The organism is Amycolatopsis sp. ATCC 39116 (assembly GCF_000231075.2).
Classification (GTDB): Bacteria; Actinomycetota; Actinomycetes; order Mycobacteriales; family Pseudonocardiaceae; genus Amycolatopsis_E; species Amycolatopsis_E tucumanensis.
Genome location: NZ_AFWY03000055.1, coordinates 1 through 17,185 on the forward strand (window position 1 = coordinate 1; position 17,185 = coordinate 17,185).

General features: G+C 71.3%; 20 protein-coding genes. 8 read left to right on the forward strand and 12 right to left on the reverse strand.

The window, feature by feature from the left end; all coding sequences use genetic code 11:
• Positions 1–1,116 precede the first annotated feature (1,116 nt).
• On the reverse strand, positions 1,117–1,857 hold the full coding sequence (locus tag AMY39116_RS0334825; protein WP_020422218.1) for a GGDEF domain-containing protein: 741 nt from the start codon (positions 1,855–1,857) through the stop codon (positions 1,117–1,119).
• A gap of 155 nt (positions 1,858–2,012) precedes the next feature.
• On the opposite strand from AMY39116_RS0334825, the gene AMY39116_RS44110 reads away from it, so the two are divergent.
• On the forward strand, positions 2,013–2,729 hold the full coding sequence (locus tag AMY39116_RS44110; protein WP_235716276.1) for a flavin reductase family protein: 717 nt from the start codon (positions 2,013–2,015) through the stop codon (positions 2,727–2,729).
• Here AMY39116_RS44110 and AMY39116_RS0334835 read toward each other — a convergent pair.
• Positions 2,713–4,413 carry a bifunctional UDP-sugar hydrolase/5'-nucleotidase gene (locus AMY39116_RS0334835; RefSeq protein WP_051123655.1) on the reverse strand — a complete coding sequence of 567 codons (1,701 nt, stop codon included), beginning with the start codon at positions 4,411–4,413 and terminating at the stop codon, positions 2,713–2,715. The genes AMY39116_RS44110 and AMY39116_RS0334835 overlap by 17 nt on opposite strands.
• A 171-nt stretch (positions 4,414–4,584) precedes the next feature.
• On the opposite strand from AMY39116_RS0334835, the gene AMY39116_RS0334840 reads away from it, so the two are divergent.
• Entirely contained in the window at positions 4,585–5,214 is a 630-nt protein-coding gene (locus tag AMY39116_RS0334840; RefSeq protein WP_020422221.1) for a VanZ family protein, read from the forward strand.
• Here AMY39116_RS0334840 and AMY39116_RS0334845 read toward each other — a convergent pair.
• From AMY39116_RS0334845 to AMY39116_RS0334860, 4 genes are all read right to left on the reverse strand, one after another.
• Complete coding sequence (locus tag AMY39116_RS0334845; protein WP_020422222.1) at positions 5,149–5,331, reverse strand: hypothetical protein; 183 nt, start codon at positions 5,329–5,331, stop codon at positions 5,149–5,151. The genes AMY39116_RS0334840 and AMY39116_RS0334845 overlap by 66 nt on opposite strands.
• Positions 5,332–5,365: 34 nt before the next feature.
• Positions 5,366–6,040, reverse strand: coding sequence for a bifunctional 2-polyprenyl-6-hydroxyphenol methylase/3-demethylubiquinol 3-O-methyltransferase UbiG (locus AMY39116_RS0334850; RefSeq protein WP_020422223.1), 675 nt, complete (start codon positions 6,038–6,040; stop codon positions 5,366–5,368).
• An 18-nt stretch (positions 6,041–6,058) separates the two neighbouring features.
• Positions 6,059–7,048 carry a class I SAM-dependent methyltransferase gene (locus tag AMY39116_RS0334855; RefSeq protein WP_020422224.1) on the reverse strand — a complete coding sequence of 330 codons (990 nt, stop codon included), beginning with the start codon at positions 7,046–7,048 and terminating at the stop codon, positions 6,059–6,061.
• A gap of 135 nt (positions 7,049–7,183) precedes the next feature.
• The gene (locus tag AMY39116_RS0334860) at positions 7,184–7,552 is read right to left on the reverse strand and encodes a VOC family protein (RefSeq protein WP_020422225.1); all 369 of its coding nucleotides are present in this window, start codon (positions 7,550–7,552) and stop codon (positions 7,184–7,186) included.
• Between AMY39116_RS0334860 and mug the strand changes: the two genes are divergently transcribed.
• From mug to AMY39116_RS0334880, 4 genes are all read left to right on the forward strand, one after another.
• Complete coding sequence (gene mug, locus AMY39116_RS0334865; protein ID WP_039791927.1) at positions 7,551–8,105, forward strand: G/U mismatch-specific DNA glycosylase; 555 nt, start codon at positions 7,551–7,553, stop codon at positions 8,103–8,105. The genes AMY39116_RS0334860 and mug overlap by 2 nt on opposite strands.
• A 201-nt stretch (positions 8,106–8,306) precedes the next feature.
• On the forward strand, positions 8,307–9,080 hold the full coding sequence (locus tag AMY39116_RS0334870; RefSeq protein ID WP_027936486.1) for a response regulator transcription factor: 774 nt from the start codon (positions 8,307–8,309) through the stop codon (positions 9,078–9,080).
• A 129-nt stretch (positions 9,081–9,209) separates the two neighbouring features.
• The gene (locus AMY39116_RS0334875; RefSeq protein ID WP_020422228.1) at positions 9,210–11,051 is read left to right on the forward strand and encodes an acyl-CoA dehydrogenase; all 1,842 of its coding nucleotides are present in this window, start codon (positions 9,210–9,212) and stop codon (positions 11,049–11,051) included.
• Between the two features lie 159 nt (positions 11,052–11,210).
• Positions 11,211–11,627: a YciI family protein gene (locus tag AMY39116_RS0334880; RefSeq protein ID WP_020422229.1), complete on the forward strand. Its 417-nt coding sequence runs from the start codon at positions 11,211–11,213 to the stop codon at positions 11,625–11,627.
• 14 nt (positions 11,628–11,641) lie between these two features.
• On the opposite strand, the gene AMY39116_RS0334885 is transcribed toward AMY39116_RS0334880, so the two are convergent.
• Both AMY39116_RS0334885 and AMY39116_RS0334890 read right to left on the reverse strand, forming a co-directional pair.
• Entirely contained in the window at positions 11,642–12,139 is a 498-nt protein-coding gene (locus tag AMY39116_RS0334885) for an SRPBCC family protein (protein ID WP_020422230.1), read from the reverse strand.
• Entirely contained in the window at positions 12,136–12,456 is a 321-nt protein-coding gene (locus AMY39116_RS0334890) for a helix-turn-helix transcriptional regulator (protein ID WP_020422231.1), read from the reverse strand. The genes AMY39116_RS0334885 and AMY39116_RS0334890 overlap by 4 nt, the downstream gene beginning before the upstream one ends.
• Before the next feature lie 104 nt (positions 12,457–12,560).
• On the opposite strand from AMY39116_RS0334890, the gene AMY39116_RS0334895 reads away from it, so the two are divergent.
• Entirely contained in the window at positions 12,561–12,836 is a 276-nt protein-coding gene (locus tag AMY39116_RS0334895; protein ID WP_020422232.1) for a GlsB/YeaQ/YmgE family stress response membrane protein, read from the forward strand.
• Positions 12,837–12,888: 52 nt separating this feature from the next.
• On the opposite strand, the gene AMY39116_RS0334900 is transcribed toward AMY39116_RS0334895, so the two are convergent.
• Positions 12,889–13,254 (reverse strand): hypothetical protein, encoded by a 366-nt coding sequence (locus AMY39116_RS0334900; protein ID WP_020422233.1) that lies wholly within the window; start codon positions 13,252–13,254, stop codon positions 12,889–12,891.
• Positions 13,255–13,333: 79 nt separating this feature from the next.
• Here AMY39116_RS0334900 and AMY39116_RS0334905 point away from each other — a divergent pair, with 79 nt between their 5' ends.
• A complete protein-coding gene (locus AMY39116_RS0334905; protein ID WP_020422234.1) occupies positions 13,334–14,023 on the forward strand; it encodes a leucine-rich repeat domain-containing protein in 690 nt (229 codons plus the stop codon).
• A gap of 2 nt (positions 14,024–14,025) precedes the next feature.
• On the opposite strand, the gene AMY39116_RS0334910 is transcribed toward AMY39116_RS0334905, so the two are convergent.
• From AMY39116_RS0334910 to AMY39116_RS0334920, 3 genes are read right to left on the reverse strand one after another with little or no spacing between them, the layout of a single operon-like run.
• Entirely contained in the window at positions 14,026–14,844 is an 819-nt protein-coding gene (locus AMY39116_RS0334910) for a maleylpyruvate isomerase family mycothiol-dependent enzyme (protein ID WP_157358797.1), read from the reverse strand.
• Positions 14,845–14,877: 33 nt separating this feature from the next.
• Positions 14,878–16,809, reverse strand: coding sequence for a VanW family protein (locus AMY39116_RS0334915; RefSeq protein WP_020422236.1), 1,932 nt, complete (start codon positions 16,807–16,809; stop codon positions 14,878–14,880).
• A gap of 17 nt (positions 16,810–16,826) precedes the next feature.
• Positions 16,827–17,120, reverse strand: coding sequence for a co-chaperone GroES (locus AMY39116_RS0334920; RefSeq protein WP_051079572.1), 294 nt, complete (start codon positions 17,118–17,120; stop codon positions 16,827–16,829).
• Positions 17,121–17,185: the final 65 nt, after the last annotated feature.

Below are 17,185 nucleotides of genomic sequence, written 5' to 3' on the forward strand. Positions count from 1 at the left end.
TCGGGCTGGGGCGCGCGGCGGGCAGGTGCCGCGACGCCGTTCGGCTTCGGTGGCTCCGCGAAACCGTTCGCGTGGCGGCCCGGTGCAGCAGCCCGGCTCGACGGCTCCGGCGGCTCCGCGAAACCACTGGCGTGCCGTGCGTCGGCGCGAGGCGGGGTCTTCGTGAAGCCGCTCGGGTGGGCGGCACCGTTCGAGGACTCCGGCGCTTCGGCGAAACCGCCGGTGTGGCGGCCCGGTGCAGCAGCCCGGCTCGACGGCTCCGGCGGCTCCGCGAAACCACTCGCGTGCCGTGCATCGGTGCGGGGCGGGGTCTTCGCGAAGCCGCTCGGGTGCGCGGCACCGTTCGACGGCTCCGGCGCTTCGGCGAAACCGCCGGTGTGGAGACCCGGCGCAGCGGCCCGGCCCGAGGGCTCTGGCGCTTCGGCAAAACCACCCGCGTGGCGGCCTGGCGCAGCGGCCCGGCCCGAGGACTCCGGCGCGTCCGCGGCACCGGGTAGCGGCTTCGGGGTGAAGCTGTTCGGGGTCTCGGGTGACGGCTCGCCAGCTGGCGCCGCGCCGCGGCGTGGGGGTACGGCTCGGCGGGGCTGCTGGGCGGGCGGCAGGGGCGCGCCTGCCGTGCGGCCGGTTGCCGGGGAGCGGCGTTGCGGTGGGGGCTCCGGCGCGCGCGGCTCCGGGCGGGCCGGGGGTGCGCTCCGGCGCGCCACCGCCGGCGCCTGGTCCGCGGGCGCCGTGTGCGCGTTCGACCGGGCGCCATCGAACCTCGGGCGGTATCCGGTGTGCTGGGCTACCAGATCCGAAACGTTGATGCCGCCGTGCGTGTCCAGGGAACGCCTGCGTCGCCGGCCGTTGGGGGCGTCGTCGTCGGCTCTGTGACCGGGGCCTGCGGCGTGGTCGTCTGGCACCCGGTCTCCTCTCCCTCGGTCGCGCCGGCCCGCCGGGAGGGGACCGTCTCAGTGATCATCGCCGGGACGGCGAGCATCGTTATCGTAGAGATACTCGCGGGTCCTGACGACACCCTCCTGCTGATTTTTTTACATAGCGTGCGCCAAAGCGGGCCGAGTGCGACAAACGGGGTGATGCCGCACACCGGCAAAACGGGGAAACGACCGCCGTCAATTACTGACAGTGCTCAAGCACGCGGACTCCGCCGCGTTCGCGGTACGCGACCCGGTTGCGCCCGGCGTGCTTCGCGGCGTAAAGGAGGTCGTCGGCCATCCGCAGCTGCTCCGGACCGCTCACCGGCTCGTGCGAAACACCCACGCTGATCGTCACGCCGAGCCCGGGACAAATCTCTGACCAGGCGTGTTGCGCCACCCGGCGCCGGGCGTGCTCGGCTATCCGCAGCGCCGTCCCTGGCTGGACCTCCGGCAGCACGAGCATGAACTCCTCGCCGCCGTAACGCGCGCAAAACCCCGGCGCGGGCACGCCTTCGCGCAACAACTCGGCCACCCGTCGCAACACCTGGTCACCGATCAAGTGACCGAACGTGTCATTGACGCTTTTGAACAGATCGATGTCGATCAACGCGACCGCCAACGGGGTCCGCGCGTCCCCGAGCAGATCGGCGAGCCGGTTGTCCAGGTAACGGCGGTTGTAGACCGCGGTCAGCGCGTCCCGCAGGCTTTCCTCACGGGCCTGGGCGCGCTCGCGGCGGAGGCGGTCGAACTCACGGCGCAACTGCTCCGGGATCTGCGGACGGGCGGTGCGCGCGATGCCCAGCGCTGTCCTCAGGTGCTCGTAGGCCGTGCGGAAGTCGCCCTGCGAGGCGTGCAGTTCCGCGATAGCCTCGTGCAGGCTCAGCAGGTCGGTCTCGTCCGGCCGTGCCCGCTCCGAGGTCACCCGTTCCACCTCCGTCATTCAAGTCATGTCGTCTGGTTAGACGCGCGGCTTGAGCAATCGATACGGGCCAACACGAATATCGCTCAATGGGACGACCGGGCATCGCTCTCCGTGGCGAACGACGCGTCCGTTTCCCGCCAGCGGCGCCATCGGTGGATCGTGAAGCTGAAACCGTGACACACGTGGAGATCGAGCCGAACATCCTGTACTTCGGCACGCCGGTGGTGCTCGTCAGCACGGCCGGCGACACCCCCAACCTCGCCCCGATCTCATCGGCGTTCTGGCTGGGCTGGCGCGCGATCATCGGCATCGGCGCCCGGTCGCAGACCGCCCGGAACCTGCGGCGCACCAGGGAGTGCGTGCTGAACCTGCCATCCGTGCGCGAGGTCGACGCAGTCGACCGGCTCGCCCGCACCACCGGCACCGCCGAGGTCCCGGAATCCAAGCTGCGCCGGGGATACCGCTACGAGGCGGACAAGTTCGGGGTGGCCGGCCTGACCGCGGTGCCGTCGTCGACCGTGGCGCCGCCGCGCGTCGCGGAGTGCCCGGTGGCCTTGGAGGCGGTCGTCGAGGCGATCCACCCGGTCGCCGCGGACGACGAAGCGCAGCTCGGCAGCATCCTGTGCTTCGAACTGCGCGTGCAGAAGGTCCACGTGCACGACGAGATCCGCATGCCCGGCACGACCGACCGGATCGACCCGGACCGGTGGCGGCCGCTGATCATGAGCTTCCAGGAGTTCTACGGGCTCGGCGGGAAACTGCGCCGCTCGGAACTGGCCCAGATCCCGGAGGTCCTGTACCGCAGCCCGGATGTCGACCGGGCGAAAACCGGTGTGCGGCCCGGGCAATCCGAGCCGCACACCGGCAACGGGACTACGCGACGACGGTGATCCGGTCGGCCGGGGGCGGCGTGACCGGCGAGTGCGCGCCGAAGTACGCGATCAGCGCGTCCAGGTCCACCGGGCCGCCGGCGAGGTCGGTGCCCTTGGTGAACTCGGTGAAGCCGTCCCCGCCGCCGGCGAGGAAGTTGTTCACCGACACCCGGTAGGTGGCCGCCGGGTCGACCGGCGTGCCGTTCACCGTGATGTCCCGCACCTTCGACCCGACCGGCGCGGACGCCGAGTAGGTGTAGTGCAGCGACGACGAGATCTGCAGGATCCGCGTGGTGGTGGCGGTCCACTGCTGCTCGAGCACGTTCTTCAGGTTCGCGCCGGTCAGCGTGATGGTCTGCATGATGTTCCCGAACGGCTGCACGGTGAACGCCTCGCCGTAGGTCACCACGCCGTCGCCCTCGCCCGCGGGCGAGGACGCGTAGTTGAGGTCGGCGCGGATGCCACCGGGGTTGGTGATGGCGATCTGCGCGCCGTTCGCGGCGGTGGCTTCGAGCTGCGCGTCGGCGATCACGTCGCCGAGTGCCGACTCGCCGGAGGCGGCGCCGGCCGCCTTCAGGTCGCCGGTGATGGCGCCGATCTGCTCGTTCGCGATCGGCGCCGCCTTGGTCACGGCCTCGTCGACCAGCTTGGCCACGGCCGGGTCGGGCGTGACGTCGCGAGTGACGATCTCGTTGTGCGCCACGGTCGCGCCGCGCACGACGTCCCGGGTCCGCTTGTCGATCTTGAGGTCGACGACCGACAGCAGGCGGCCGAACGACAGGCCCTGGATCACCGGGCGCGGGTTGCCGGCCGGGTCCGCGATCGAGCAGTTGTACTGCTGGTGGCTGTGGCCGGTGAAGATCGCGTCGACGCTCGCCGAGACGCCCTTCGCGATCTGGCTGGCCGGGCCGGGGCTCACGGTGCAGGAGTCCGGGCCGCCGCCCTGCGTGTTGTCGCCCTGGTGCAGCAGCACGACCTGGGCCTTGATGCCGAGCCGGTCGAGCCAGCCGGAGGTCCGGTTGATGGCCTCGACCTCGTCGCCGAACTCCAGGCCCTTGATGGCCTCGGCCGAGACGACCGTCGGCAGGTCCTTCAGCGTGGCGCCGATGACGCCGATCGGCTGGCCGCCGGAGAACTCGACGGTGAACGGCAGCAGCGCGGGCGCGCCGTTGTCGAAGTACACGTTGGAGCCGAGGAACGGGAAGTCCGCGCCGCCGTAGCTGTCGCGGAACTGGCAGCCGTCGGCCGGGTGGCAGCCGCCGAACTGCATGCGCTGCAGCTCCTGGTAGCCCTCGTCGAACTCGTGGTTGCCGACGACGGAGGCCCGCACGCCCATCTCGTTGAGGAACTCGATGGTCGGCTCGTCGTGGAACAGCGCGGAGGCCACCGGCGAGGCGCCGACGTTGTCGCCCGCGGACAGCAGGATCGAGTTCTTGACCTCGCTCTCCAGCTGCTTGACGTGCGTGGCCAGGTAGGCCGCGCCGCCCGCGTTGACCGTCGAGCCGTCGGGCAGGGTGACCCGGCCGGACGAGCCGGACGGCGGTTCGAGGTTGCCGTGGAAGTCGTTGAAGGTGATCAGCCGGACGTCGGTGGTGCCGGACGGCTGGGCCGCGGATGCGGGCGCGGCCGAAACCGCGACGGCGGCCACCGCCGCGGCGGTGGCCGCTACGCAGCGTCGCAGCACGCGAGGTGAAGGGGACATCTTTCCTCCGGTCAGGGGCGTACCGGCGCGATCTAACCTCCGCGGCGCAACGACCACCAGGCCCGAAAGGTGGAAGGCCGGTGAAATGTCGGCCGTTCGGCCGATGCCGGTGATCGTCGCCGGGCTTCTCGGCCGATTCGGCGGGCCAGGTGGTCGCCATAACGTCGAAGCATGACGACAGCGCAGGTCAACGCACTCCACTTCGGACTGATCGGGTTCCTCGCCATCTGGGGGACCGTGCTGGTCCCGCAACTGGTGCTGCAGCACGTCCGGTTCGGGCGGATCGTGCCGGGCCGCGTCGTGACGACCGCCACGCTGATCGCCTACGCGTCGTTCGCGCTCGCCGTGACGTTCCTGCCGCTGCCGAACGCAGGCGGGCGGCGGCTGGCCCAGACCATCCAGCTGGTGCCGTTCCAGTGGATCGCGGACGCGCGGCGGGAGGCCGTCGAGGACGGGATCAACGCGCTGTCCACGACGGCCTTCGAGCAGATGACCCTGAACGTGCTGCTGTTCGTGCCACTGGGGTTGTTCGCGCGGCTGCTGTGGAAGCGGGGGTTCACCGGGGGCGTGCTGCTCGGCTTCGCGATCTCGCTTGCCGTGGAGATCACGCAGCTGACCGCGAACTTCGGGACCGCGCCGTTCCAGTACCGGATCTTCGACGTCGACGACCTGATCACCAACACCACGGGCGCCGCGCTCGGCTGGATCGCCGCCACGCTGTTCCTGGTGCTGCGGTCAGCCGTCCAGCCGGTCCGCGAGCCTGCGCGGCGCGAGCGGGTCCACCTCACCGAGGCGCGCTAGGGCGGCGGCCCGCTGGTGGGCCTTGCGCCTGGCCGCCCGGCGGTCCTCCCAGGTGACGACCACGCCGGCCGCCAGGAAAACCAGGACTACGAGCCCGAGGACGATCGCGAATTCCACGCCGCCTCCTTTGGCGTCGTGCTTGTGTGGCAGATCACATACCGTACTCGGGTCGTGGTGAATCCGCCACCTCCGTCCGTTTCGCGGCGAACCAGCGGTGGTCCGGGGTGCACCAGTGGGAGAAGCGGAGACCGGCTTCGGCGAGGCGGACCCGCAGCTCGGACTCGGTCAGCCGGCGAGCGGTGAACGGCTGCTCCCACGACCGCCCGCGCGCTTGGTAGCGGACAGTCGCGCTCAGGAGCGGCCCGTCGCGGCTGATGCCGGAGAGGCTGACCAGCACCTCGCCGAGCCGGCCGCCGCCCTCGGTGACCGTGTCGAACCAGGACGGCGGGTGCCACTCGACGAGCGCGACGCCGTCACCGGCCAGGTGCCGCGCCACCGTCGCGAGCAGGGCGGCGCTGTCCGGCTGGTTCACCAGGTGGCTGGCCAGCAGGACGACCGGGAAGCGCCGCCCGAGGTCGAGGTCCTCGATGCTCGCCTGGACCGTCTCGGCGCCGCGGACGTGCGCCAGCATCTCCGGCGAGTCGTCGACCGCGGTGACCGGGTGGCCCAGCTCGGCCAGCCGGTGGGCGATGCGGCCGGTGCCGCAGCCCAGGTCGAGCACCGCGGCGCCCGGCGGGGCCGCCCGGTGCACGATCTCCGCTTCGCCTGCCGGGGGCAGCAGGCGGTAGACCTCGACCGGGGAGCCGTCGGCGGTGGTGGCGTCCATGCGGCCAGTGTCGGCCGGTCAGGGCCGCAGGCGCCAGAGCGACACCACCTCCCGGGACCGCGCCTTCGCGAGCGGGTCCTCGCCAGGGAACCGCCGGCGCGGCGCGTCCAGCCGGTCCACCACGGTGAGGCCCGCGGCGGCGAACCGGGTCAGCAGCTCGGCGCGGGTGCGCAGGCCGACCAGCTCCGCCAGGTCGGACAGGACCAGCCACGCCTCGCCACCGGGCTCCAGGTGCGCGGCCGCACCGCCGAGGAAGCCCGTCAGCATCCGCGATCCGGGGTCGAACACGGCGGCGTCCAGCGGGGAGTGCGCCGCGCCGGGCAGCCAGGGCGGGTTGCAGACCACGAGGTCCGCGCGGCCCGCCGGGAACAGGTCCGCCTCCACCACGCGGACCTGGGGCAGCCCGAGCCGCCGCACGTTCTCCTCGGCGCACGCCACGGCAACCGGGGAGATGTCCGTCGCCACCACCTCCGGCACCCCGCGGCGCGCCAGGACCGCAGCGAGCACCCCGGTGCCCGTGCCGATGTCGAACGCTGTGCGGACCGCGGGCAGCGGCGCGCGGGCCACCAGCGAGACGTAGTCCTGGCGGGTCGGCGAGAACACGCCGTAGTGCGGGTGGATCCGCGCGCCCAGCTCCGGCACGGGCACGCCCTTCACCCGCCACTCGTGCGCGCTCAGCATGCCGAGCAGCTCGGTCAGCGGCACCAGTCCCGGCACGCCACCGGCCGCCCGGACCGCGTCGCGCACGTCCGGCGCGCGCGGCAGGTCGATCCGCAGGTCGGGGCCGAGTTCGACCAGCAGCATGCCGAGCACCCGCGCCCGGTTCCGCCTGGACTGGCGGTAGCGGTAGAAATCCGCCGAGCGCGCGGGCAAGCGCTTGCCCATGGCGGCGAGCAGGCGGCGGGCGGCCGGGAAATCGTCGCGCCACAGCAGGCGGACGCCTTGGGACGCCAGCCGGACGGCTACTTCAGGACGCAGGTCGGCGCCGACTTCGATCGGGGGTTCCACGGAAGGCTCCAGGGCAGGGAGCCGCCTTCGGGGGCACGGCCGTCCGAAGACGGCTCGAAGTGGGTGTCACAACGGCCGTCACACGGACGGCGCCCACCAGTCCAAGGCCACGCACACGCAGAACACCCGGACAGCCTAGCCCGCCTCGCGCGGCGGGAGCACGCAGAATTCGTTGCCCTCCGGGTCCGCCAGCACCACCCACGGCAGGCCGTCGTCGTCCGACAGCACCCGCGCGCCCAGCTCCACCAGCCGTGCGACCTCGTCGGCCTGGCTGCCGCCCTCCGGCGCCAGGTCCAGGTGCAGGCGGTTCTTGACGACCTTGTCCTCGCCGACCGGCTGGAACACCAGCATCTCCTGGTCGTCCGAGCCGACGTTCACGTACTCGACGCCCTTGTCGTCCCGCCAGCGCCGGATCTCCTCGTAGCCGAGCGCGCGCGACCAGAACCGCGCGAGCGCTTCGGCGTCGTGGCAGTCGACGGCGACGGCTAGTATCCGGCTTCGCATGGCTTCCTCCCGACCCACCAGAGAACAGCTCGCCGCAGCGGCGGGGACGACCATCCCGGACGTCCTCCGGCCAGGCCTGGACGTGCTGTTCTGCGGGATCAATCCCGGCCTCTACTCCGGCGCCACCGGTTACCACTTCGCCCGCCCCGGTAACCGCTTCTGGCCGGCGCTGCACGCGTCCGGCTTCACCCCGCGCCGGTTCGACCCCAGTGAGCAGGACGAACTGCTCGACCTCGGTCTCGGCATCACCAACGTCGTCAACCGCGCCACCGCCCGCGCCGACGAGCTGACCGGCGACGAGCTCCGCGCCGGCGGCGTCCGGCTCGCCGCGAAGGTCGCGGAGTACCGGCCGCGCTGGCTCGCGGTCGTCGGCATCACCGCGTTCCGGACGGCGTTCGACCGCCCGAAGGCGACCGTGGGCCGCCAGCCGGACCCGCTCGGTGAAACACGCGTGTGGGTGCTGCCCAATCCGAGTGGTCTCAACGCACACTGGACCCCGACGACACTCGCCGAAGCATTCGCCGACCTGCGGAACTCGGTTTACTCAGAGTAGTGCGCGACACAAGCGGGTGAACCCGCGTCACGCGGACGGCCCTGACGGGTCAGACAATTGACGGGTGTCGGTCGTGGCCGGTTCCAGCAGGGAGGATCGGGTCAAGGCGCCACGGAAGCCCGGGCGGACGTCGAGGGGGGCGGACCGTCCTGGCGGTGCTGCTCCCACGGCCGGCCTTGCCGAGACGAGGTTCTTTTCGTGATGACGCGCAGTAACGACCCCAGCAGGGTGCCGCAGGGACCGCCGGCCGGCCGCAGCGTGGGTGTCGCCGCTGTGGACCCGGTGCCCATCTACCGCGAGGGCCTGTCCGGGCTCGTGCAGCGCACGCAGGGGATGCACTGGGCGGGACAGGCCATCAACCCGCACGGCGCGCTGCAGCTCGCCGAGCAGATCCACCCCGACGTCATCCTCGTGGACTCCGGACTCGACCCCCGCGGGCACCTCAGCAAGCTGCTGATCGCCGGCGACCCGGCGCTGATCGTGATCGCGCTGGTCCGGGAGGCCAACCGCACCCCGGCGTTCCTGCACGACGCCATCGCGGCCGGCGTGCACGCCGCCATCCCGCGCTCGGCCGAGTCGCGCCGGCTGGTCGAGGGCATCCGCCGCGCCTACCTCGACCGCCGCTACGTCGACCCGTCGCTGGTGACCCTCGTGTCCGCGGCGCGCCAGTCCGCCAGCGCCGCCGCGGTGCGCCGCGCCCAGATGCCGTTGTCCCGCCGCGAGTACCAGGTCCTGCAGCTCGTCGCGGAGGGACTGGAGAACGCGGGCATCGCGAAGGTCCTCTACCTGTCCGTGGAGACCGTGCGCACGCACGTGAAGAGCATCCTGCGCAAGCTCTCCGCCCGTGACCGGACGCACGCCGTCACGATCGCCTTCCGCGCCGGGATACTGGTGGCCCAGCCCGACGACGGCCCGGAGCAGCGGGTTTCGCCCGGTTCGACGGCTTCCGGGGTGGTCGAGTACCGCTCCCGCTAGCCGATCCGTGCGTCACAACAGGCTGGTTTCGCTTGCCGCGGTTACCCACAGGTAATATCCTGATGTTACCGGCCAGTAGGGGACCAGCATGCGCCCAGCCGGAAACCCGATCGACAACGGAGCGACGACATGGGCCACTACAAGTCCAACGTGCGAGACCTCGAGTTCAACCTGTTCGAGGTCCTGAACGTCCAGGAGCGCCTCGGCAAGGGGGTCCTCGCGGACTCCGACGAGGAGACCGCGCGCGGCGCGCTGCAGGAACTCAACAACCTCGCGGTCGGCCCGCTGGCCGAGTCCTTCGCCGACGCCGACCGCAACCCGCCGGTGTACGACCCCAAGACGTTCTCGGCCACCCTGCCGGAGTCGTTCAAGAAGAGCTACCAGCAGCTCTGGGACGGCGAGTGGTGGCGGCTGGGCCTCACCAACGACCTCGGCGGCCTCGGCCTGCCCCCGACCGTGCAGTGGGCGGCGGCCGAGCTGATCCTCGGCGCCAACCCGGCCCTGTTCATGTACATGGCGGGCCCGAACTTCGCGATGATCCTCGACCGCAACGGCACCGAGGAGCAGAAGCGCTGGGCGCGGATCATGATCGACCGCGCGTGGGGCGCCACGATGGTCCTCACCGAGCCGGACGCCGGTTCCGACGTCGGCGCCGGCCGCACCAAGGCCGTGCTGCAGGAGGACGGCAGCTGGCACCTGGACGGCGTGAAGCGGTTCATCACCTCCGCCGACCAGGACATGACCGAGAACATCATGCACCTGGTGCTGGCCCGTCCCGAGGGTCCGGGCATCGAGGCCAAGCCGGGCACCAAGGGCCTGTCGCTGTTCCTCGTGCCGAAGTTCCACTTCGACACCAACACCGGTGAGCTGGGCGAGCGCAACGGCGCCTTCGTCACCAACGTCGAGCACAAGATGGGCCTGAAGGTCTCCACCACGTGCGAGCTGACCTTCGGCCAGCACGGCATCCCGGCCAAGGGCTGGCTGCTCGGCGAGGTGCACGACGGCATCGCGCAGATGTTCCAGGTCATCGAGTACGCCCGGATGATGGTCGGCACCAAGGCCATCGCCACGCTGTCCACCGGTTACCTGAACGCGCTGGAGTACGCCAAGGAGCGCGTCCAGGGCGCCGACCTGACCCAGATGACCGACAAGACCGCGCCGCGGGTCACCATCACGCACCACCCGGACGTGCGCCGGTCGCTGATGCTGCAGAAGGCCTACGCCGAGGGCCTGCGCGCCGTGTACCTCTACACCGCGTCCTTCCAGGACCAGGTGTGGACCGGCGAAGGCGACGAGCAGTCGCAGAAGCTGGCCGAGCGGGTCAACGACCTGCTGCTGCCGATCGTCAAGGGCGTCGGCTCCGAGCGCGCCACCGAGCAGCTCGTGCAGTCGCTGCAGACCCTGGGCGGCTCCGGCTTCCTGCAGGACTACCCCATCGAGCAGTACATCCGCGACGCGAAGATCGACTCGCTGTACGAGGGCACCACGGCCATCCAGTCGCAGGACTTCTTCTTCCGGAAGATCGTCCGCGACAAGGGCCAGGCGCTGGGCTACATCGCGAACGAGATCACCAAGTTCATCGAGTCCGAGGCGGGCAACGGCAGGCTGAAGAACGAGCGTGAGCTGCTCAAGCGCGCCCTCGAGGACGTGCAGGGCATGCTCGGCTCGATGATCGGCTACCTGACCTCGTCGCAGGAGGACGTCAAGAACCTGTACAAGGTCGGCCAGCACACCGTCCGGTTCCTGATGTCGGCCGGTGACCTGCTGGTGGGCTGGCAGCTGCTGCGCCAGGCCGAGATCGCGCTGACCAAGCTGGACGGCGCCTCGGCCAAGGACCAGGCGTTCTACCAGGGCAAGATCGCGGTGGCGTCGTTCTTCGCCAAGCAGGTGCTGCCCGAGCTGACCGCGCGCCGCGCGGTCGTCGAGGCCGCCGACAACGACCTCATGGAGGTTCCGGAGTCGGCGTTCTGATCTCCCCGTAGATCCCCTGTGGAAGGCCCCCTCGCCCAGCGCGAGGGGGCCTTTCGCGTGTTCGCCGAAAGAATCGGCGTCGGTGTCGAGAACCCGCGATCGGCTCCGTCCCCGGTGCGAACGCGGCCACAATGGGCGCACCACACCGAGGAGACGATCATGGCCAAGTACCTGCTGCTCAAGCACTACCGCGGTGCTCCGGCGGCGGTCAACGACGTGCCGATGGACCAGTGGACGCCGGAGGAGATCACCGCGCACGTGCAGTACATGCGGGATTTCGCGGCCCGGTTGGAGGAGACCGGTGAGTTCGTCGACGGTCAGGCGCTGGCGCCGGAGGGCACGTGGGTGCGCTACGACGGGGAGGGGCGTCCGCCGGTGACCGACGGTCCGTTCCCGGAGACCAAGGACCTGATCGCCGGGTGGATGGTGATCGACGTGGACAGCTACGACCGTGCGGTCGAGCTGGCCGGGGAGCTGTCGGCCGCGCCCGGGGCGGGCGGGAAGCCGATCCACGAATGGCTCGAGCTGCGCCCCTTCCTCGCCGAGCCGCCCGACGTGGCCCACTGCCACGGATGATCGCTGACAGGGCGTCAGGACCAGGCCGGGTAGCGCTCGGCGACGGCCGCGTAGCGCTCCGGCCACGCGGGCGGCTCCGCGCCGGCCAGGTGGGCGGCCAGCCGGTCGAAGAAGGCGTGTGTGCCCGGGATGAAGCCCCGCGCGTTGCGCACTGACAGTCCCCGGTGGGTGAACTTCAGCAGGGTGCCGTCCGGCGTCTCGGACAGCTCGTAGCGCACCACGCCGTCCTCGACGATGCGCTGGCGCCACTCGTGCTCGAACACGTGCGGCGGCTGCCACACGAGGATCCGCCCGGTCATGCGCTTGGCGTCGTCGGGCGCGGGCGGGTCCTCGGGCAGCATCTCGATGGTGCCCGCCTCGGTGTCCAGGACCGTTTCGCCGAACCACGCCCGCCGCTGCGCGGGATCGGTGATCGCGGCCCACACCGTCTCGATCGGGAAGGGCAGGTGGCGCTCGAAGCGGATGACCGCCGCCTCGCCGTCGGTTTCGATCGTGCCGTTCTCGGAGCTCACTCCTGGTGTCCTTCCTGGTTGCGCGCCAGGTGGCGCTCGAGGGAATCGAGGTGGCGCGCCCAGTAGCGGCGGTACCGGCCGAGCCACTTGTCGATCTCGGCCAGGCCGTCCGGGCGCAACGCGTAGATCCGGCGTTGCCCGTCCGGGCGAACTTCGACCAGCCCGACCTCCCGCAGGATCCGCAGGTGGCGGGACACGGCCGGCTGGGTGAGGCCGGGCAGCGCCGCGACCAGATCGCCCGCGGGCAGCTCGCCCTGGGCCAGAAGGTCCAGCAGGGTGCGCCGGCTGGGCTCGGCCACCGCTTCGAAGACGTCCACCCGCGAAGTATCACACAAGACGTATATAAGCGACAGCAAATATGCGGGTTTGAAAGCGGCGCGGGAAGGTACCCCGGAAGCACACCGAAGCTGAAGGAGTTGCGATGACAATCGGTGGAATCATCAGCGCGATCGTCGTTGGTTTGATCATCGGCGCGCTCGGTCGGCTGATCGCACCCGGCAAGCAGGGGATTCCGATCTGGCTCACGATCATCGTCGGTATCGTCGCGGCGTTCATCGGCACCGCGATCGCGCGGGGCATCGGCTACGCGGACACCAAGGGCTTCGACTGGCTGGAGCTGATCACCCAGGTGGTCATCGCGGCGATCGGGGTCTCGCTGGTCAGCGGCATGTACGGCCGGCGAAAACTGACCAGGTAACACATTCGGACGTGGTGCCCGGGAAGGTCCGCCTTCCCGGGCACGTTCGCGTTCAGGACCGGAACGCGGCGCAGCCGACGGCCACGAACGACTGCTGCGGCGAGCGCCACAGCACCTCGGCCCACCGGTTGTCGGTCAGCTGCTTGCCCTCGGCTCCGACACAGGTGTACTGCCCGCCCGTGACGACCTGCCCGCACGGCAGGTCCCGCTCCGGCGCGTGCACGCAGGTCGTGTAGTTGGTGCAGGTCAGCGTGTGCAGCAGCGCCGAGCCGACGTCCGCGGCCGCCCGGATGTTCAGCTTGCAGCCGTTCTGCGGCGAAGCGTGCACCAGGGCCGGCTCGCCCTCCGCGGCCGTGGCCGTCCCGGGCAGCACCACCACCGCCGCGGCCGCCGCCAGCAGGGCAAGGGACTTCTTCACGTGGATCCTCCCTCTCTCGAGAACGGTGACGGAGGGTATCGGAACGTACGCGGAGTGATCGCGCCGGTATGTTCGCCCGATGGACCTCGACCACCAGGGCCTCACCCGGCTGCCCGAACTGCCCGCCGGCCTGGAGTACCTGAGCGCCTACGACAACGAGCTGACCGAGCTGCCGGACGAGTTGTGGGACCTCGACCGGCTGGCCGTGCTGAACCTGGCCGCGAACCGGCTGACCTCGATCCCGGCCGGCCTCGCGCGGCTGACCTCGCTGCACACCCTCGACCTCGGCCACAACCAGCTCACCGAACTACCCAGCGAGCTGGGCGACCTGCCGAACCTGACCGAGTACCTGTACCTCTCGGACAACCGCCTGACGACGCTGCCGGACTCGCTGACCCGGCTCGGCCGTCTGCGCTACCTGAGCGCGACGGACAACGGGCTGAAGTCGCTGCCCTCGGACCTCTCCGGCCTGCGTGAGCTGCGCGAACTGCGCCTGTACCGCAACGACCTGCACGAGCTGCCGGACAGCATCGGCGAGCTGAGCAAGCTGCGGGAGCTGCACCTGCGCGGCAACCACCTCACCGAGCTGCCCGCGTCCGTCGGGAAGCTGCGCGACCTGCGGTACCTGGACCTGCGGGAGAACGAGCTGCGCACGCTGCCGGACGGGCTCGCCGAGCTGCCGCTGGTGAAGCTCGACCTGCGCTGGAACCGGTGGCTGGAGACCCCGGACTGGCTCGACGACCTCGACGACTGCCTCGTGCTGCGCTGAGATCAGGCGACCACGGCCAGCAGGGTGGTCACCGCCCCGGCGAGTTCGCGGTCGCCGTCGAGGTCCGCGCGACGGCGGGCCTCGTCGACGGAGATGCCCCGCGTGGCCAGGCGCCAGAAATCGCCGGGCCGCATGGTGACGGTGGCGGCGGGTTCGCCCCCGGCGGCCATCCGCCAGCGCTGCCCGTCCGACCTAGCGTGCCACGTCCCGCCGTCGGGGACGACGACCCGCACCACGGTGCCCTCCGGGCGAACCACGTCTCGCAGCGTGTGGGGCAGCGCGCGCATGAACGCGTCCAGCACCGGGCGCACCAGCTCGGGCTCGTCCGCGCCGGGCCGCCCCACCGCGTCCCGGATCTGTTGCTGGTGCACCCAGAACTCGGTGTACTCGCGCGCGATGTCCAACCACGCCGGGCTGGTGCCGGGACCGGCCCACGACACGTCCAGCATCGCCGGCGCGGTCAGGTCGAAGGACTCCCACAGCCGGTCGAGCTCGGGGCCGAGGACGGTGAGCAACTGGACGATCAGGTCGGGACTGACCTGCCGCATCGCACGGACGAACTCGTCGTTGACCCGGGTCAGGTAGGCGGGCAGGGTCTCGTCGTTGGCGAACTTCGCCCCGGCGAAGCCGTCCCGGCCGCCGGACAACCGGCGCATGTAGTCGTTCAGGATGTGCCCGGCGAGGTCGTGCACCGTCCAGCCCGGGCACACCGTCGGCGCCGACCACTCCGCCGCGCTCAGCGAGCCCAGCAACCGCAGCAGTTCGCGACGCTCCCGGCCGAACAGCGGCCGCACGTCCAGCACCGGTCCGAAGATCTCCACCACCGGATGCTGACAGCGGCCCCGGCGGCTCCGCTACCGGATTTCCGTGCCGTGCCCCGGGTCGGAGCTCACCCCGAAACCACACAGCACGGCCGGCTTCGGGGCGTAGGTGACGGTCCTGGTGTCGCGGCGGACCTCCACTCCGGTGGTCACGTCGTAGAGCACCCGGGTGTCGGTGGTGGTGAAGCCGGGGCGGCCGCCGGACGGGCGGCAGTCCGGACCGGGGCCGCCGGGCTGCAGCGGTGGCGGCCGGAAGTCCGAGAACGAACCGGTCGAGGACTCCACGCGGTACTGCTTGGTGCCCCAGATCTTCACCGTGACGCTGCCGCCGGACACCGACGCCTGGATCGCCACCCCGCTCTTGAGGCTGTCGGTGAACTTCAGGTCCACCGCCGCCCCGTCGGCGGTGATCGCGACGGCGTCCCGGCCCGCCGGGTAGCGGTCCAGGTGGTAGCTGTGCTCGGTGTGGCCCGCGTCGGTCAGGCCCGCGAAGTACGCCGCGTTGTAGAGGGTCGTCGCCAGCTGCGACGAGCCGCCGCCGATGACCTCCGGGCCGAACCCGTCCTCGTTGACCGGCGCCGGGACGTACCCCTGCGATTGGCTGCGGGCGCCGACCCGCGCGTTGAGGCTGAACGTCTCGCCGGGCCGCAGGATCGTGCCGTTCACCTTGTCCGCCATGATCCGCGCGTTCGTCGCGGCCGGGCCGGACAGCCCGCTGGTGGTGAACTCGCCGACGACCTCCTTGATGCCCAGCGCGTTCGCCTCCTCGGTCGTGGTCTGCGGGCGGGTCGTCTGGTAGCGCACCGCCAGGTCGCGGCCGTCCGGCTTGGCGAGGACGTCCATCAGCGGCTGGAACGTCCGGTTCCAGTCGATCTTGCGCGCGTCCTCGGACGGCTGGACGGCGGGCGCGCCACCGGCGAACACGATCTGCGCGTCCTTGCCGCGCTTCTCGGTGGACACCAGCGGGTCCCGCACCGCCTGCTGCAGCTTCCCCGGATCGGCCTCGACCCGCAGCGCGCCGCCGTCGGCCGGGCTGAACTTCAGGGCGGCGGCGATCGCGCTGGGCTTGAGCACCGCGTCGGCGCCGTCGCCGTGCAGCGTGACCGGCTTGGCCACCGCGGGCGCGACCAGCCGCTCCAGCGCCAAGTGCACCCCGGCCGAGGTGACCTTGACCGGCGTCAGCACGACCGGCAGGCGCACGCCGCTCTTGTCCAGCCAGCTCGCCCGCAGGATGTCCCCGGCGCCCTTCACGTCGACCAGGTCCTGCCCGTTCCTCGGCTCGATCGGGTACGGGTTCACCCCGCCGTCGGTGCCCGGGACCGTCACGAACCCGATGCTGCCCTCGGTGGGCGGGTGGTTGATGCGCTCGGCCGCCAGCCGCGCGATGGACTGGTGCAGCTTGTCCGGATCGGTGGACGTGACGACCCCGACCTCGCGGGTGCGGAAGAACGACGTGATCCGGTCGAGCGGGTCCAGCGGCTGGCGCCCGGCCTGCGCGACGGTCGACGACCAGTCGACAGTCAGGCCGGACCGCGCCGGGTCGAGCGTGGTGCGCACGTCCCCGGCCTCGACCGGGACCGGCGCGTTCAGGCGCGGGCCCAGCTCGCGGCGCAGCTTCGCCTCGGCGTCCTCCCGGCTGAGCCCGCCGACCTCGACACCGGCGACCGTGACGCCGCGCGGCACGTCACCGGCGCTGACGATCAGGTCCGCGCCGTAGAGGATGACCCCGACGCCCAGCAGGCAGCCGGCGACCATGAACGCGCGGGCCAGGAAGCGCTTGCCGGGCGACGGTGGCGCCGCAGGCGCGTCGCCGACCTCAAGGAGTTCCCCGACCAGGGCGTCCTCGGTCGCGTCGAGCGGTTCGTCCAGCAGGAACTCGGCGGGCGGACGCGGTCCGACCGCGGTCTCGGCGTTCCGGAGGGAATCAGGGTCCCGCTCCGGCCAGTACTGGTCCTCCCGCCCCACGCTTCCTCCCGGACGCGTTACAAGTACAGGCCCGTCCCGTGCTCCGTGCGCTCGGTGGCCACCGCGTGGATGTCGCGCTCCCGCATCACCAGGTACGCCTCGCCCTGGACCTCGACCTCGAGCTGGTCCTCGGGGTTGAACAGCACGCGGTCGCCGACCTTCACGTTGCGTACATTACTGCCTACCCCCAGTACGTCGCCCCACGCGAGACGGCGCGCCACCTGAGCGGTCGCCGGAATCACGATGCCGCCGCTGCTGCGGCGCTCTCCCTCCTCCGCGGAGACCCGGACGAGGACGCGGTCGTGCAGCATCTGGATTTCCAGCTTCGCCGCGGCGTCCGGCAGGTTCTTGGCTTCCGACACGCCGGTAATGCTAC